Below are 16,887 nucleotides of genomic sequence, written 5' to 3' on the forward strand. Positions count from 1 at the left end.
CGCGATGTCCAACTTTACTTTAGCCTGATAGCAAACCATAAAAAATTAATAATATATGGATGTGATGATGAGCAAACCAATAGTCGCGAGTAACAAACCTATCAAGGTTGAACTGAAGGCTAACCAAGAGTACTACTTTTGTACTTGTGGACGGTCAAAAAACCAACCTTTCTGTGATGGTTCTCATGCGGGAACTGAATTCAAACCCAAAGCTTTTACGGCTGAAGAGAGTGGTGACAGCTACCTCTGCCAATGTAAACACTCCCAAAACCTTCCTTTCTGTGACGGATCCCATAAGCAATTTTCTGATTCTGATATAGGCGCTGAAGGCCCGGGCGTACAAATTCAAACTGTCGATGCTATGCCAGTCGCTACCGCAACCAAGGTTGAACCCACAGTGGAGTTTATCCATCAGCTGGCTCGGGAAGGACTATCTAAGATGGGGCATCATGGTCCTATGACTTCCATGGGCGTGCCAAGACACCTGCTTCCCCATTGGGACGATATTCAGGTTATGGTCGCTCAAATGGCAACTAAACCGCTGATGGAAGACATTCCTGTTTCCACGGAGCTAGTCATCGGTCCTAAAGCGAAGAAGCCGCTTAAACTCAAAATACCGTTGTTCGTGTCTGACATTAGTTTTGGGGCACTCTCTGAAGAGGCGAAGGTATCCTTAGCCACGGGCGCCGAGCTTGCAGGAACGGGGATTTGTTCCGGAGAAGGTGGAATGCTTCCTGAAGAGCAAGCAGCAAATAGCCGTTACTTCTACGAACTGGCCAGTGCTGGGTTTGGGTTCGAAGAGTCTAAATTAAAAAATGTCCAAGCCTTTCACTTTAAAGGAGGACAAGGTGCGAAAACAGGGACGGGAGGCCACCTACCCGGAGCCAAAAACATCGGAAAAATTGCTGAGGTACGAGGCATTGAAGCAGGTACTGCTGCAATTTCCCCACCGACATTTAAAGACCTGAATACTGTTGACGACTTCAAGAAATTTGCCAACCGAGTACGAGAGGTGACGGGCGGAATACCGATTGGCTTTAAGTTAAGCGCCAACCATATTGAAGAAGATATCCAGTTCGCACTTGATGCAACAGCAGACTACATCATTCTCGATGGCCGTGGCGGTGGTACAGGTGCAGCTCCAGAGATGTTTAGAGACCACATCAGTGTTCCTACAATACCAGCCTTGGCTAGAGCACGAGCTTACCTAGATAAAGTAGGCGCGTCAGATCGTGTCACACTTATTATCACTGGTGGCCTTCGGGTACCGATGGACTTTGTTAAAGCTATGGCTCTTGGGGCTGATGGTGTGGCGATTTCTAACAGTGCGATGCAATCCATCGGCTGTGTGGCGGCCAGAATGTGTAACACCAACAGCTGCCCCGCAGGCATTGCAACCCAGAAAGCCGATTTAAGGCAGCGTTTGAATGTAGAAAAAGCGTCGAACCAGTTGAAGAATTTCTTCGAAGCCTCAACTGAGTTAATGACGGTAATGGCGAGAGCCTGTGGCCACAATCATCTCAACCAATTTAACCCCAACGATCTCGCAACTTGGAATCGCGAAATGGCTCACCTCTCTGGTATCAAATACTCTGGCTACACTTTAACTGGTCAGTAAGCTTATCGGGCAGTTTCGCACTGCCCTTTCTCTCAAACTGTAATTTTTCAAACCCATCGTTCTTTCTAACTCCTTCGATCTCTTCACTGCCCACTTCTCATAAATTAGATAAGTCTTTGTTTACTTGTGGTCAGTCTGATTAAAATAACGACAATAAATGTCCCAAAAGAGTGTGAAGATGATTAGCCATTTCGATCATATTGTTCTTACTGTTTCTGATATAGAGAGAGCTGTCGAGTTCTACACACGTGTGTTATGCATGGAAGAAGTGACTTTTGCTAACGGTCGCAAGGCAGTCAAATTCGGAAACCAAAAGATCAATTTTCAATTGTTAGGACAAGAGCCACGAAACATCGCTAATGTTGGTTCTGGTGATCTCTGTTTAATTGCCAATTGGCCACTAGAACAAGTGATTAATCACTTGGATAAAGAAAACATCGAGGTCATTGAAGGTCCAATCGCAAAATCTGGTGCCGTTGGCACAATCCAATCCGTGTACTTTTCAGACCCCGATAAAAACTTAGTCGAAGTGAGTGTCTACCCTTAGCACTCTCGTTAACTCGCCGTTCTAGCAAATAATTCGAAGGTTAAAACTGCGAGTTAAGTGCATCATTACGAAGTACGTCCTTTCAAAAGCACGCCAAAAACCACCAAAACTGCTCCAATCATTTGCATTTCTAAAGTCGCTAGACCTTTGGTGTACATTTCCACGACGAGGCCAAACAACATCTGGCCAGCCACCACCAATACGATGGAGTTTGTCGAACCTAACCTCACTATTACGAAGCTGTTAACTGCGACATATAAAGCTCCAATGACACCACCGAGATATAATAAGGGTTCGCTTGGCATAGCCTGCAAAGGGCCCAATAGTGAAACCGACATAGTGAGCAGCAGTATGGATAACAACAGAAAGCCAACAACATGGTTCACTAAAGACGCATGAAAGGCGCCGTATTTCGTGGAAAGCTGCCCGTTAAAGACTCGACTCAATGTGATACAGAAGCCGTTCAGTATTCCAATCAACACAAAAATCATTGGCCGCCTACCTTAGCGTAAATAATCAATAACGCTCCTGCTGTTACAAACAATGTAGGAACGAGATTGGCAAGCGATAACCTTACCGTCGGTTGGTTGAACAGTCCAAATTGCTCGATCAAAAGTGACAACGCAAATTGCCCAATCAGCGCCAGAGCTAACGTTCCTGTCAGGCCAATTTCACTCTGTACCGTTATCGAAGCTAAGACCACGGTAAAAGCCCCAGGTATTCCACCAAACCAATATCGGTTCTTTACCTCTAGCTTTTCCTGCGAACTGCCACGACTCTTAAATATCCAATACAAGAAGAGCGCTACTATGCCGCCGACACCATGAGCAATCCAGGACGCTTGAAAAGCAGACGTTGCAACGGCCAACTCACTATTCACATTAATCATCAAAGCCAATAACACACCGCTAAATACGGCCATAAGGCTCAAACTTAGTTTCTCTAACATAATCTACCCTCTTAAAGATGGCATGATTATAATTAGGCAGTAAAAATCCGCCTTCTTAGAAGGCGGCTTTAGTTTTCAGCCCCCTAAAAGGGGGCGTTCCCACGCTGTTAGTTCATCTTCAATTCTAACTGCGCTTCATACTCTTGGTCTTTCTTGTCTTGATGTCTAACGTAGTGCCGAATTATGGCCTCGTTCACACCTATCGTATCGACAAAGTACCCTCTCGCCCAAAAATGATTACCCCAAAGCTTCTTTCGAATGTGGGCAAACTTATTAAACAATCGAATGGCAGACCGACCCTTTAAAATACCCATCAATGTTGAGATCGAAACTTTTGGTGGAACGATAACAACTAGATGAACGTGATCTGGCTGAATATTTAACTCCAGTACTTCACAATCCTTCATATTGCAAAGTATGTAGATTGACTTATACAGTTCCTTGGCAACATTACCCTTGAGAATTTTAAACCGATACTTTGGGGTCCAAACGATATGGTATTTGCATCGCCAATAGACGTGTGATGAACTTCTATAATCGCCCATGTTATTTGTTTCCTCTTACTTGTGGTGAATAAGAGCATTACTTCTAACATGGGCGTGTTTTCGGGCAACAGCCCCTAGGAACAATCACCACCGCCAAAGGCGGTGGTTTAGGGATGACAATTAAACAAGTATAATATCCACTTAATAACAACTAAGTTGAGTTAAATTCAACAATGAGAGATGTATTTTCAGCCATACCTGTTTTTGTCGCTGTCGTGGAATCGGGCTCGTTCTCTGCAGCAGCAGAACGCTTGAATATGACAAAGTCCGCAGTCAGCAAACGTATTTCCAGTCTGGAAGATAACCTCGGCACGCGTTTATTCCACCGTAGCACTCGTAAACTCACACTGACTGAGGCCGGAGAGCAGTTCTCTGACTATGCGTGCAACGCCCTATTCATCGCTCAACAAGGGATCAATGCAACCACACTCCATCAGGGAAAGCCCAAAGGCACATTGAAAATCAATGCACCAATGACGTTTTCTAGATTGCACTTAGTCCCGTTATTAAAAGAATTTCTCGACCAGTACCCAGATATCAAAGTGGTACTGAGCATGGATGACAAAGTCGTAGAGATGATTGAAGGCGGTTACGATGTCGGCATACGTATTGGTGAGCTCAAAGACTCGTCCTTGATTGCAAAAAGGCTCGCTCAATGCCACAGCGTAGTGTGCGCCTCTCCAGAATATCTGGCCGAATATGGGACTCCGAAAACACCGTCTGATTTAAAAGATCATAATTGTATCTACTACAGCCTATTCCAAGCGGGAGTTGAGTGGACCTTTTATCGTGATAACGAAAAACTAAAAGTTGAACCTAAGGGTAACTTCGTGGTCAACAACAGCGATGCAATTTGCGAGATGCTTTTACAGGGGCTAGGAATATGCCAAATGCCCACTTTCATAGTAAGAAGCCACCTAGATTCAGGGCAATTGTTAGAAGTACTTCAAGAGTACAGCCTACCTGATCACAACATCTACGCTGTCTATCCAGAGCGTCGTCATGTACCAGAGAAAGTCAGAGTTTTTCTGGACTTTTTAGAGAGTAAATTGAATCCGATATACTAAAAGCCACTGCGAGCAACCTATTTCATAATTCAGGTTAACGATAGCTTTTACCTATCAAAAACATAGAAACAGTCCATTTCTCTTAGTCATAGGGACAGCATAAACTGTACCCAACAAAACAAAATAACCTAACAAGAACAAGGTAAACAAAATGACTAAGAATTTTATTGGACTAGATAACCAACAATCACAACAACTTGCACATGAACTAAATTCACTGCTTGCTCACTACCAAGTTCTATACATGAATGCGCGTGGTTACCACTGGAACATCAAAGGCGAATCTTTCTTTGAGCTGCACGTGAAATTTGAAGAGATCTATACTGACCTTCAAACCAAAATCGATGAGATCGCAGAACGTATCCTTACACTAGGTCATACACCCGATCACGCATTCAGCCGCTACCTTGAAGTAAGTTCAATCAATGAACACCAAAACGCCACGCAAGGTAAAGACTGCGTAACTGGACTAGTAAATGGCTTCAGCGAGCTATTAGTCAAACAGCGCGACATTCTTGAACAAGCAGGTGACGCATCTGATGAAGGTACAGCAGCTCTTATGGGTGACTACATCCGTGAGCAAGAGAAGCTAATGTGGATGCTAAACGCATACCTTCAGTAACCAGCTGATTACTTCTAAATTGAAAAAGAGCTTAAAGCGATTGCTTTAAGCTCTTTTTGATTTCATTTTGGAAAGTCCAACACTCTAATGCAAAGCGCTAAAGCGTTTGAAGATAAGATTTGGCTGAGGTCAGTCTAACCCCAGCACCGCCGATAATATCTAGGAACCCTAGCAAAGAGTGAGGCTTATCAGCACTTATCCACGCAGAGCCTGTTGCACCAATTGGCATTAGCGCCATTGTTTCAGCATCCATTTCTAGGATTACCGTTCTGCCCACGGGCGCAGCGCCCATCGTAATGTGACTGGAAACGCGTTGTTCAATTGGCATCAAATTGCCCTGAGCTTCGCCAGTAGCATTTACGATACTGTGCACCTTGGCGCGAAAAATCTCACCTGGATATGCATCCACATAAAACTCACTAAACTGCCCAGCTCGGATGTTTTTATAAGCTTGATCAGGGATTCTCATTTCAATAAATTTCTTATTCACATCCCAAAGATGTAACGCACCAACTCGTGAACCATCTGCAATGAAAACATGGGTAACCATACCATCAAAGGGGGCTCGAACAGTTAATCTGTCGTATTCGAAATTCAGGTGAGCTAAACGAGCCTTCAACCCGGTATGTTTAGCCTCCAATATCGCTAGTTCGGCCTCTAATATCTCTATCAAGTCAGCAGACTGCTCTAACACCTCTTTTGAAACATGCTCGCCAACACCCACATTTCTCACATGATTTCTCTGGGCTTGTTTTAATTCAATTTGCTTAGCGGATATGAGCTGAACTATCTCAAATGCTTCTGACTCGACTTCAATAATCGATGCTTTGATATTGTCGTCTTTTAATGTGTAAAGAATTTCACCTTCTTTCACTTCCTGATTGTGGTCGATGTACACACGGTCAATTTGCTGGCCGAATGCCGGAGATAATATCGCGTGCGATGCTTTCACTGTCGTAGAATTTGTTAAGTCAGCAGGTGAATAAAACCGGTGCGCAAAAAACAGACTTACCATCAAAAAAACTCCGATAAGAGTTGTAGTGAAATAGTTGCTTGGTGTGCGCTCTAGCAGTTTAAACTTAAACAGTAGCCAAACGAGAAGAATATAAGGAAGCATTATTTCTTTCATGCGCGCGCTCCTTTCAGCCAATGCTGTACTTTACTCCAGTCAGTCACTATGGCGATAACAGCTGCAATCCAAAGTGGCTTCCACACTAGACCCATTATGCAGAGCCAAAAGACAAGTTTAGCTTGAGCCAAGCCTTCCTCTTTAGCTTTCATTTTTGGTATAGAATGAATGTACCAAAGCTTCTTCAACACCCAGCAAAGAAGTAAAACAGTAAAGATGACTATCGCCCACATGAAAATAGGCGTATTCAATAGAGGATATACCGTTGGTAGAGCCTCATAGGTTAAGCTTGTATTGTGAATTATCATGACAAAACCTCAATGATTACCCAAGTTACATCCCGTAATCGAGAGCTTTAATAACGCAGACCACCAAGTAATTTAAGACAAATCCATGATGGTTAGAAATTGATGGTCTGAGCTCAGAGATCGAGCTTTTAGGCTTGTAAGCAATCAGTGGCCCTACCGATAGCTAGGCCACTCTATATGTGACTGAATTTATTTTGTCACACGCTCGATAAACGCTAGCATTCTCTGCTCGATTGGTTGACGAAGGCCGTCACCTGACAAAGCGACCGCACCTGATGGGTAAAAGTGACTCGCTCCTGGTACCCATGAGTATGAATAATCGACGCCAACCTTTTCGTAATGCTTTAACAGTTCCGGAGTCCCCATAAAGGTTGCAGGTAAGTCATACTGCCCTTGAAACATAAGGATTGGACTGACTGATTTACCATCCACCACTGTCTTTTTAATATCAAAGCCGATTTCTGCCGTACCCAACATCATTACGCCCGCAACAGGTTCCTGCATACCATGCCCAACGTTGAGACTGGTAATTGCTCCTGCCGAAAAACCGCCCAACACAATCTTATCCGGGTCAATGTTGTATTCTTTGGCATTCTCTTTAACAAAGTTAACTGCGGTTCTCAGGTCTTCCGCTGCCGCCAAAACGGTGTTTTCTACAATCTCTACATCCGACCTATTTGAAAAATCGAGCGGAGGTAGATTCATGAGTGAACGTACAATGTTAACTTGCCCTTCCATATTGGCTGCTGGTGCTAGGTCCAGCATGTCTTTGCTATAGCCTTCCCCTGTTGGTACGGGAATTTCCGGGGCTACACGATAGTCGATGGTGAAACAGGCATAACCTTGTTTGACGAACGTTTCGCAGTACTCTTTCATTGAAGTAGTTTGCGCACCTTCAATTAGATAAGGGTTATGCGGGTGTCCTCGGTGATAGGCACCGCCAAATGTCATAAAAATCGCTTCTGTTGCTTCACCGTCTGATGTAGAAGGCAAGTATGCATCCATCCATAAGTCTCTTGGTTCTACTTTACCGTTGCTTGTAATATCACCCTGACCATAAACTACCCCTTCAATGACTTGATGTTCGCCTGCCATTGTAAAGCTCGTAAAACCAATCAATGCTGATGCCAATACTGCTTTTGTTAGATGGTTAATTTTGAACATAATCTGCCTCACCTATAAATTACTATATGATTTTTCAGCTTAAAAACAGCAACCAAATACCTTCATTACTTAGTACGCTATCTCGCTGCGACAAGACAAATATACCCACCAAAACTAGAATCAAATAACCACTTATGATGGGGTTAGCCATTCAAACAACAGGAAGAGAGCAAAATATAGCTAGTTTCATTTCTTTATCATCCATGTTCTACTCGTTATGATGAATTCTGACTATCTGAACTGGTGCCATCTATGTTTACCCGAGACCAAATAATTAGTTTCTGTGCTGTTTATGAGGAAGGTTCTTACAGTGCAGCAGCGCGCAAGATCGGCAGAGATCGCTCTACCGTGCGTGAACATGTAACGATACTAGAAGACAATATAGGTGTGGCGCTGTTTGAGATTGTTGGGCGTTCTGCAATACCAACGGCGCCAGCAAAGCAGTTATTTCCTCGGAGCATTGCTATTGCTCGACAAATCGAAGAGTTTGAACAAGCCGCTCTTCACTCTTTTGAACAAGAGCTACTAACTTTAAACATTTATTACGACCCCATTGTTCCCGCGTCCCTCATAGCCCATATCGCAAATATGATGGAAGAGCGACACCCTGAGGTACAGGTCAACTGGCTTCAAAAGCACCGCCAGCAAGCGATGGAAGATTTGATTTCAAGACAAGCACACCTTGCTTTAATGCCAATAAAAATGTTGGTGAAACCTGATAAAGAGGTCAATTACATCAATTTGGGTAGAGTACCTCTCTCCATCTATACGGGTAGCAGCCATACACTCGCGAACAGGGAAAATGTGCGTATAGCAGAACTGCAATTGAGCAAACAGTATATTTTTGAAACTCACTTTGATGCCGAGCTGCAAGGTACCAAAATATCACCGAATTACAGTTTAATAAGCAGCAATGATCTTGTTATAGAGCTGCTAAAACAAGGAGGCTGGGCAGCACTTCCCGATGAGTTCGCAAAAGACTATCTTCAGTTGGGGTACATCAAAAAAGTGGACTGTTATGAACTCGCAAATACTATTGATTACAATATCTGCGTATTCTTCTCTCCAGCATTAGAACATAACGAGGTGATTTCATACGCCTTAAGAGAAATCCGTGATTATTCCCAACGGATGCTCAAATGAATGAAAAAAAGAGCTTAAAGTGAGTGCTTTAAGCTCTTTTGTATTTAAGTCGGTTGAGTTTATTTTCCCTGACCATCAAAACAAGATAGGACATCTTGCTCGAAGTATGGCTCTTGGTTTACCCAGAACATGTAGTCGACTTTCAAAAACTTCGTAGCAAAAGAGACTAAGCGTGGCACTAGGTTTTCACGACCGCTCTCAACATCCATACTGTTGGTTTTGCCAATGTAATTGCCATCTTGAACTGCAATACTCAGGGGTACCGAGTAGTCACTCTCATGCATCATCGCAAGCGCATGGTTTAGCTGTCCTTTACGTTTTGGCATCAAATCTGGTGCACCGAGGCCAACACCAATGCTCTCGCCATATTCGTAAATGGACTTAAGATAACCTTCATCTTCCCACGGCAGCCATTCGCCAGGCATAAAGTTCGCGTACTGAATTGTAGCGGACTGTTCAAAACCTGAACTTAATGCATCCATATTCGACTTTATCGCTGCTACATAAGCCTCATTAGTAAATCCCGGAGATATCTCGCTTGTCACGCCGATGGCAGATTCTTGAAGGTTTATGCCTTCAATACGGCCGTCGAACGCCTTACCCAAGGCAACAATCAGTTTCGCAAAACGTTGATTGACGTCTTTGTTCCACCTTTTGGCCACCCAGCCTTCATGCACGCCATCATCCGTAATCTGTTTAACAACGCCACCATCGTACTTTTCCGTCAGAAGGTATTCAGGGACACCTTTAAAGGTGGTTGTAAACGTCGCATCCTGAAGCTGGATAAATAGCTTTTTTCCGTGCGCTTCTAGATATTGGAGATCCGCTTCGATTTGAGAAAAGTCATATTCGCCCTCTACAGGCTCTAACTCCGCCCACGGATACATGATCTGGGCGCCAGCAAAACTATTAGATTTCAGTAATGGGTGATTTTGGATGCCGGCCCTGTCTCTCGCAAAATAGACAAAATGGCGAATATCGCTCTTTTCGATAGGACAAACTGCACTTTCATGCTTCTTGTATTCATTCGCATATCTCTCGCTAGGCTTGACCCATTCAGCGTGAGCATTGGAAGCACAACATATCAGTGCAGCTAGAATTATTTTCTTCATCAATAGTCTCTAATTCAATCATTTAGCGCCATAGTACAAGGGTAGTGGCGCCTATAAATCGGCTGTATTGTGCAACAAGCATAAAGCGTGAGACGAAACGATCTACCTTTCTATTGTCATAACTTAGAGATACTAGTTCATAGTTTGGGAAAAAATGAGTAGAAGCTGCTTTGCACGTGACTATGTGACCATCCAAAGCAAGTTCGATAAAAAAACATAGACGTTGGGCTCCGATTAAACGGATACGCTAAAGAGCATTAGCGGTTGTACTTAGCTTTGTTTAGAACTTCTTTAAGTTCGTGAGTTTTCTCTAAGTCCACGTCGTAGATGTTTGCCAAAGCACAGACGTAGTAGAGAACATCATACAACTCTTCAGCAAGCGAACCCTTTAACTCTTCTAATGCTGGCTGACCACTTTGCCCTTTACGAATGGCTTCCGACACTTCACCAACTTCTTCTATCAACTTTAAGAAATAGTGATCCGACAGCTCAGGGGCATGATCAAACGCTTTAATATGGCTTTGTAATTCAGATAATTTCATAACTTCCTTTTACGCTTATCTACTGTTTATGTTCGAAGAGTCACATTGGCGATAACGGTGATCAACGAGTCTGAAGCCTTCTCGACATGAAACAGACCACCCGCTTTAGATAATTGGCGAACACTCAGAGTTTCCACGCCAAGCTTATCAAACCAATACGGAGCTAACGAGCATTGTGCTGACCCTGTCGCAAAATCTTCATCTATACCGATGTTGGGCGCGAAATACCTTAAAACGTACTCGCTATCGCCACTCGACGCAGTAACAATCAGAGCATGATGTTTACGAATCTGCTTAATTTTTTGTTGGTCAGGTAGAAAGTTGGCAACAGATTGTTCATCTGGTAAAACGATCACTAAATCGCGAGTAAAAAGTACGTCATCCACTTGCATGAAACTGCCATTTAATGATTCAGGAATGACACCAGACTCACCTTTCCAGGCAGGTAGTGTCATGCAATAACCCTCATCTCGCTTCTGAACCGTTACTGTGCCGTACTGACTGTGTAGATCTACTTTATTAAGTTGATATGTGGTGATAACAAAGGCACCGGCTCCTAAACTACCATGACCACACAGGTTAATTTCACTTTCCAATGAAAACCAACGAATCTGGAATTGTCCATTCGACTTAATCAAAAACGAAGTTACCGGTTGCCCTAGTTGTTGACTCAATTGGAGCAGTTCTGCGTCAGTCAACCACTCATCCAGCATCACCACACCGCAAGGGTTTCCAGATTGAAACTCCCCAGAAAACACATCGAAAATCATCGTTCTAATAATGCACCTACCTATCCTGTTTTAACCTTCAGCGAGCGATCAACGGTCATCAACTTGGAGAAAACGCTTAAGTAAACACCAAGATATCGCGAGTGATACGAATAGTCTATGACTCACTTTTAGTAATATTCTCAATCCCTTACTTTCTGTCGGTGGTTCAATTCACCATTGCTCGCTACACTGTTTATTACAAACACAACAAGGAAAGCAAACATGATCCAGCAAGGCCAAACACTACCGAGTGCAACTCTTAGCGAACTGACCGATGAAGGAATGCAGAATCACTCAACGGAAGAGCTCTTTGCAAACAAGAAAGTCGTACTTTTTGCAGTACCAGGCGCATTTACACCAACGTGTTCTGAAGCCCACCTACCCGGCTATGTCGTTTTAGCAGACCAAATCAAAGCCGCAGGCGTTGACGCGATTGCATGTGTGTCTGTTAACGATGCATTTGTGATGAGCGCATGGGGCAAGGCACACAATGCTGACGAAATTTTGATGCTTGGCGATGGTGATGCAAGTTTTACTAAAGCACTTGGGTTAGAGATGGATACCGCGACCTTTGGTGGTGTGCGTTCTCAAAGATACGCAATGATCGTGGAAAATGGCGTAGTCACTCAACTCAATGTTGAAGAACCAAAGCAATTTGAAGCAAGCAAAGCCGAGACAATTTTGGCGGCTTTGAAGTAATCCGAAATACCGGATAGATAAAATGAGGGCTCAGCCGAAACGCTGAGCCTTATTTTTTAATGTATTGAATCTTGTTTAACGGTTTTATTCAGTGAGAAAACCACTAACGCGAAGGCTGCAAATAGCGCATACACTAGTGATACTTGAGTCAAATCCGTGTTGTCGATTAACTTTGTAAACAAGGCTGAGATAAGTGCACCAGCGCCAAAAGTCGTCGCCGTGTATAGGCCACTTGCAATGCCTGCGTTCTCTTTAAACTCTGCTAGTGCATTGGCAGGGCTGCTACTCAAAAGAATGGTACAGCCGATAGCGATGATCACCATTGGACCAATTAATGAGTACCACGCGTCAACACCGCTCATGGCAAACATCAGTGCGCCACCAGCCACAATAAGTGTCAGTGAAAGTGCAATTAGTGATTTTATACTCATCAACGCATTCACTTTTGGAGACAAAAAGCTGCCGACCATAAACACAACGGCAATCACCATGAACATCTGACCAAACGCGACTTGTGACACTTGGAGTTTACCCATTAAGTACATAGGTGCGACCGTTAAAAGGTAGATAAACAGACTCTGTGCAACCAAGGCAAAGAACAAGTAGGTTCTAAAACGAGTGTTAGCCAGCACTGACACGTAACGCTTGATTAGAGAACCACTAATCTCGGACTGGCTGACCGCCCCCTTAGTTCTGTCATTAGGCAATGTTAGAACAATCCAAACCATGCTTATCGCACCCAGCGTAGCCATGATGGTAAATAGAGTGAACCATTCATTGTTTTCAATAATGTAAGCACCGGCTAAAGGTGCACTTACAGGCACGAACGCCAAAATACCATTTAAGTAGCTGTACGCTTTGTTCAGTGTTTCACCCTCAAATCGCATGCGAATGATTGCAAAGATAGCGGTGAAACACGCGCTCCCACCAAAGCTTTGAAGTGCGCGATAGGCTAAGAACTGAGTCGTCTCATTTGCCGACACCCCAGAGATTAAGTAAGAGCTTAAAGCGAACAACAAAAGGCCAATCAGAGCGATATTTTTCTTTCCGATGGTATCAGCCATACCACCCCAAAACAGTTGCCCTAGTCCCCAGAACAGCATATACACACTGATCGCTAACGACGGTACTCCTTGGTTACTGAAAAATTCGCCGATCTGATATACCGCGGGCAAGAAGATGTCCAAGCCAAGTGGCAAAAGGGTAAAAAGAGGTAATCCTGCGAGTAGAGTTAATCCCACGCTGTATTTTGACGTAGCACTTTGAGTTGCTGTATTCATTGTTGATTTCCCATTGCAAGCAAGCGGAATAGATTTTTCGTAGCTTGCTTTGTGTAAAGTGTATGGACGTACGATTGCGGTTGTACGTCGATAGGGAGATCATAGGAGAAGAGATTAGTGACAACTAGACGAACAATACCTACTAAATTGTTAGATAAAAACTAATAATAAACTTTCTACAGATGCAAAAAAGCCACTCCTAAATCCATAGGAGTGGTGTCGAATTTGCGACAAGTTTCTAACAAGAACGTGTTGGACAGAGGGAGAACTTACACCTCACCATATGACTTACTTTCGTAAAACCAAGCGAACATATCTCGGTATCATGGTGAAGCGTTAGGATTTAGGGCGGCGCACCAAAGCCCTTTAGGAGGCAGGCTAAGGCGGGCCTGTAGAACAGGTTAACAGATGCTTAGATCTTACCTACTAGGTCTAGAGATGGTGCTAGAGTCTCTTCACCTTCTTTCCATTTAGCTGGACAAACTTCACCTGGGTTGTTGGCAACGTACTGAGCCGCTTTAACTTTGCGTAGTAGGTCTTCAGCATCACGACCGATGCCTTCAGCAGTGATTTCCATTGCTTGGATAACACCTTCTGGGTCGATTAGGAACGTAGCGCGGTCTGCTAGGCCTTGACCTTCACGCATTACGTTGAAGTTATCTGTGATAGTGCCAGTCTGGTCGCCTACCATGAAGTACTCGATAGTACCGATTTTGTCAGAAGTGTCGTGCCATGCTTTGTGAGAGAAGTGTGTGTCAGTTGATACTGAGTAAACTTCCACGCCACGAGATTGAAGCTCTGCGTATTTCTCTTGTAGGTCTACAAGTTCAGTAGGACATACAAAAGTAAAATCTGCTGGGTAGAAGAAGAATACTGCCCACTTACCTTTCACGTCTTGCTCTGAGATTTCTACGAATTCGCCGTTTTTGAATGCCGTTGCGTTGAATGGTTTGATTTCTGTGTTGATCATGATTTTACTCTCTCAATAATTCGGTTGTGTTTGCGCTCTCTTGCGCTGTTGGGGTTATATTGCATCGAATCTTTAGAAGGGTAAATTTGGACTTTTCTATCAATTCAGTAGGTAAAACCTATCAAAAGAAACCTGAACAAAAACAGTGCTGTGAGTACCAACAAAAAACGGACCCAAAAGGTCCGCTTATATCCACAAATGGAGTCACACCATCAAGAATTAAGTTAGGGGCAATGTCACTCTAGCCCTTCCAAATACTCGATACTGGCCTCTTTCGCCTTTACGTTGATGGTAACGTTCTCTTTAGCCTGCAGCTCTAAGTAGACCGAAACACACTGTTTTAGTGCTGCAATGAGTGATGCTCTTTCAGGCATCGCCACCGTTTTCACTAACTTGGCAGCGAATTCCGGTAACCTTTTTTCAATAGTACGAACACCTGATGGTGTCATCCCAGCTTGCTGTAGTGCTAGTGGCGATAATGCCGTAAAACGCAAAAATGAGAGAAATTCTAAGCTTTCAAAGTACTCACCACGTGCGATCTTCGTTGCCGCATAATGAACCCAAATCCAGATTCTGTCTTCAATCCACTGAGCATCGGGCTGAGGGTAGTACGGTTCAGCCGTTGCAAACACATCACTCAAACAGGTACCGCGTTGCCAGATCACTTGCGTGTCATCGACTCGTTGAGCGGCATCTGGCAGAGACACAAACTTGAAATCTACATGGATAAGCTCTGTACCACCGAATACGCTGACAATCAGTCTTGGCTCTCCTACATGTTCGCCCGAGAAACCTGCCAACATCTCCTCGAACTGATTCAAGATATCGAAACGTTGTTCAAACACTTCTTGATATTGGCTTGGCTCGATTGCAATAACAAAGTCTAAGTCGCTGTATTGATCCATCGTATCTGATGCATAGGAGCCACTGAGGCCAATACCGCAAATACGCGGGTCTTCAATGAGAACAACCAGAATGTCTTGCAGAAGTGCTTTGTGAGATTGAGGAAGAGATTGAGGGAATTTCATATTTTACCTTTGAAGAAAATTGTTGTCGGTCGCAACTGCTGGTGCGGTAAAATTTACGCAGCATTATAGAATCGTCAATTTTCTAGATAAAAGCAACATGTATTTTAAGGAAATAAGTAAAGTGGTCACGTCCATATCAGTGATCCCTTTAGCTAGCCAAGCGTGCAACTTAACGCACTAACAAATCAACTTTTCGCCAGTACAAACATGTGATAGCCAAACTCATGAGAACGTTGCGTACATAAGTTAACTTCATGCTTAATATCCTTAAACGCTGCCGATCCCGCCATTTCGCTCTCAAGCTCAGCGACTCTTTGGCCTAATGGACCGTAATAGTTCAACCATACTTCCTCGCTCATTGGAAAATGGTCCACTACCTGATAACCCGCCTTGTTCATCTGTTCGATACGCGTTTGTACCAGTTGGATATCTGGGTACTCTTGGTTCCAAAAATCGATAGATTCTTTGCTCGGCGAATCCGTGCGCCAAACCATGTCGCTGATCATGAGGTAACCACTGTCACTTAGCAGATCTTTCCACGCAGCGAGGGCTTTCTCCACGCCCATGATATAAGCACTGCCTTCAGCCCACATTAGATCAAAGCTTCGTTTCGCAAAAGGTAACTCAGTCATACTCGAACATTCCGTTGCGAGACGCTGAGACAATCCGAGTTGCTCAAATCGTTCGGTTAATCTGTCTAGTGCTGACTGTTCATTATCAATCGCGGTAATCGTCGCTTCAGTCTGTTCTGCCAATACTTGTGTCGCCAGCCCTTTACCACAACCAATCTCTAGGATCTTAGTCGGCTTAGTCGGTACTCGAGACAGTGCTTTCTTAGTTTCTTCTTCGCTGCCTGGTCCCCATCGCTCTAGCGTTTCAAATACACGCATAAAGTCAGCCATATAGAGATCATGTTCGTTCATATCTTTTGATAACCATTTCAATCGCAAGGCTTCTTTCTCACTAAAGCCTTGCTTCATTAACCAATCAAGATGAGCATCTGGAGCCAGCTTATCTAGCCCTTCATGCCATGCCTTTAAGTCACCTTCTCCGAGCATCGCCGCTAATAGGGTTCGTGACTTTTGTTTCTGCTCTATCTCTTCATCTAACGCTTTGAGTCGATTCTGAAGTAATTGCCTGTCTACCTTAGCCTCAAGGCAAACCTTGCACTCCTGCAGCGTCAAACCACCCGCTTGTAACTGCTGAATCAAGCGCACACGCTGCACATCTTTGTCGCTGTATACGCGATACCCGTTCTCTAATCGGCGACCAGAGATAAGGTTTTGCTTCTCGTAATAAAGCAGTGCAGTTCGCGATAACCCTACTTTCTTTGCCAGCTCAGATATTTGATACATGGTTTACGCTCATTCTTTTTAGCTTAAGTTCACTACTTT

At 43.9% G+C, this 16,887-nt stretch carries 18 protein-coding genes; 6 read left to right on the plus strand and 12 right to left on the minus strand.

The features are described 5' to 3' along the window. The first annotated feature begins 67 nt into the window (after window positions 1–67). A complete protein-coding gene (locus tag FIV04_RS24990; protein ID WP_152471088.1) occupies window positions 68–1,618 on the plus strand; it encodes a glutamate synthase-related protein in 1,551 nt (516 codons plus the stop codon). Between the two features lie 178 nt (window positions 1,619–1,796). Beyond that, the gene (locus FIV04_RS24995; RefSeq protein ID WP_152471089.1) at window positions 1,797–2,165 is read left to right on the plus strand and encodes a VOC family protein; all 369 of its coding nucleotides are present in this window, start codon (window positions 1,797–1,799) and stop codon (window positions 2,163–2,165) included. Between the two features lie 65 nt (window positions 2,166–2,230). On the opposite strand, the gene FIV04_RS25000 is transcribed toward FIV04_RS24995, so the two are convergent. The 3 genes from FIV04_RS25000 to tnpA all read right to left on the minus strand — a co-directional run bounded on the left by FIV04_RS25000 (window position 2,231) and on the right by tnpA (window position 3,659). Then, window positions 2,231–2,656, minus strand: a complete 426-nt coding sequence (locus tag FIV04_RS25000; protein ID WP_152471090.1) for a DMT family transporter — start codon at window positions 2,654–2,656, stop codon at window positions 2,231–2,233. Next, window positions 2,653–3,114 carry a DMT family transporter gene (locus FIV04_RS25005; RefSeq protein WP_152471091.1) on the minus strand — a complete coding sequence of 154 codons (462 nt, stop codon included), beginning with the start codon at window positions 3,112–3,114 and terminating at the stop codon, window positions 2,653–2,655. The genes FIV04_RS25000 and FIV04_RS25005 overlap by 4 nt, the downstream gene beginning before the upstream one ends. 107 nt (window positions 3,115–3,221) lie before the next feature. Further along, window positions 3,222–3,659, minus strand: a complete 438-nt coding sequence (tnpA, locus tag FIV04_RS25010) for an IS200/IS605 family transposase (protein ID WP_152470858.1) — start codon at window positions 3,657–3,659, stop codon at window positions 3,222–3,224. 173 nt (window positions 3,660–3,832) lie between these two features. Here tnpA and FIV04_RS25020 point away from each other — a divergent pair, with 173 nt between their 5' ends. Beyond that, window positions 3,833–4,726 (plus strand): LysR family transcriptional regulator, encoded by an 894-nt coding sequence (locus FIV04_RS25020; RefSeq protein ID WP_152471093.1) that lies wholly within the window; start codon window positions 3,833–3,835, stop codon window positions 4,724–4,726. A gap of 151 nt (window positions 4,727–4,877) precedes the next feature. Further along, the gene (locus FIV04_RS25025) at window positions 4,878–5,348 is read left to right on the plus strand and encodes a Dps family protein (RefSeq protein WP_150873190.1); all 471 of its coding nucleotides are present in this window, start codon (window positions 4,878–4,880) and stop codon (window positions 5,346–5,348) included. Between the two features lie 97 nt (window positions 5,349–5,445). Here FIV04_RS25025 and FIV04_RS25030 read toward each other — a convergent pair whose 3' ends face one another. Both FIV04_RS25030 and FIV04_RS25040 read right to left on the minus strand, forming a co-directional pair. After that, window positions 5,446–6,477 (minus strand): HlyD family secretion protein, encoded by a 1,032-nt coding sequence (locus FIV04_RS25030; RefSeq protein WP_152471094.1) that lies wholly within the window; start codon window positions 6,475–6,477, stop codon window positions 5,446–5,448. 497 nt (window positions 6,478–6,974) lie between these two features. Beyond that, window positions 6,975–7,949 carry an alpha/beta hydrolase gene (locus tag FIV04_RS25040; RefSeq protein ID WP_152471096.1) on the minus strand — a complete coding sequence of 325 codons (975 nt, stop codon included), beginning with the start codon at window positions 7,947–7,949 and terminating at the stop codon, window positions 6,975–6,977. 252 nt (window positions 7,950–8,201) lie between these two features. On the opposite strand from FIV04_RS25040, the gene FIV04_RS25045 reads away from it, so the two are divergent. Then, window positions 8,202–9,092 carry a LysR family transcriptional regulator gene (locus tag FIV04_RS25045; RefSeq protein WP_152471097.1) on the plus strand — a complete coding sequence of 297 codons (891 nt, stop codon included), beginning with the start codon at window positions 8,202–8,204 and terminating at the stop codon, window positions 9,090–9,092. Window positions 9,093–9,151: 59 nt separating this feature from the next. Here the strand turns inward: FIV04_RS25045 and FIV04_RS25050 are convergent, their stop codons facing one another. The 3 genes from FIV04_RS25050 to FIV04_RS25060 all read right to left on the minus strand — a co-directional run bounded on the left by FIV04_RS25050 (window position 9,152) and on the right by FIV04_RS25060 (window position 11,504). Beyond that, the gene (locus FIV04_RS25050; RefSeq protein ID WP_152471098.1) at window positions 9,152–10,204 is read right to left on the minus strand and encodes a hypothetical protein; all 1,053 of its coding nucleotides are present in this window, start codon (window positions 10,202–10,204) and stop codon (window positions 9,152–9,154) included. Between the two features lie 257 nt (window positions 10,205–10,461). Further along, on the minus strand, window positions 10,462–10,746 hold the full coding sequence (locus tag FIV04_RS25055; protein ID WP_152471099.1) for a MazG nucleotide pyrophosphohydrolase domain-containing protein: 285 nt from the start codon (window positions 10,744–10,746) through the stop codon (window positions 10,462–10,464). A 26-nt stretch (window positions 10,747–10,772) separates the two neighbouring features. After that, window positions 10,773–11,504: a PhzF family phenazine biosynthesis protein gene (locus tag FIV04_RS25060; protein WP_367618270.1), complete on the minus strand. Its 732-nt coding sequence runs from the start codon at window positions 11,502–11,504 to the stop codon at window positions 10,773–10,775. Window positions 11,505–11,738: 234 nt separating this feature from the next. Here FIV04_RS25060 and FIV04_RS25065 point away from each other — a divergent pair, with 234 nt between their 5' ends. Beyond that, complete coding sequence (locus tag FIV04_RS25065) at window positions 11,739–12,215, plus strand: peroxiredoxin (RefSeq protein WP_152471101.1); 477 nt, start codon at window positions 11,739–11,741, stop codon at window positions 12,213–12,215. Between the two features lie 56 nt (window positions 12,216–12,271). Here FIV04_RS25065 and FIV04_RS25070 read toward each other — a convergent pair whose 3' ends face one another. The 4 genes from FIV04_RS25070 to FIV04_RS25085 form a co-directional block, all read right to left on the minus strand. Beyond that, window positions 12,272–13,495, minus strand: coding sequence for an MFS transporter (locus FIV04_RS25070; protein WP_152471102.1), 1,224 nt, complete (start codon window positions 13,493–13,495; stop codon window positions 12,272–12,274). Between the two features lie 412 nt (window positions 13,496–13,907). Continuing rightward, window positions 13,908–14,465, minus strand: coding sequence for an alkyl hydroperoxide reductase subunit C (gene ahpC / locus FIV04_RS25075; protein ID WP_152471103.1), 558 nt, complete (start codon window positions 14,463–14,465; stop codon window positions 13,908–13,910). Window positions 14,466–14,701: 236 nt separating this feature from the next. After that, complete coding sequence (locus FIV04_RS25080) at window positions 14,702–15,493, minus strand: nucleotidyltransferase domain-containing protein (protein ID WP_152471104.1); 792 nt, start codon at window positions 15,491–15,493, stop codon at window positions 14,702–14,704. Window positions 15,494–15,678: 185 nt separating this feature from the next. Then, window positions 15,679–16,848, minus strand: coding sequence for a MerR family transcriptional regulator (locus FIV04_RS25085; RefSeq protein WP_152471105.1), 1,170 nt, complete (start codon window positions 16,846–16,848; stop codon window positions 15,679–15,681). Window positions 16,849–16,887 lie beyond the last annotated feature (39 nt).

It is taken from the genome of Vibrio sp. THAF190c, from assembly GCF_009363355.1.
GTDB classification, from domain to species: domain Bacteria; phylum Pseudomonadota; class Gammaproteobacteria; order Enterobacterales; family Vibrionaceae; genus Vibrio; species Vibrio fortis_A.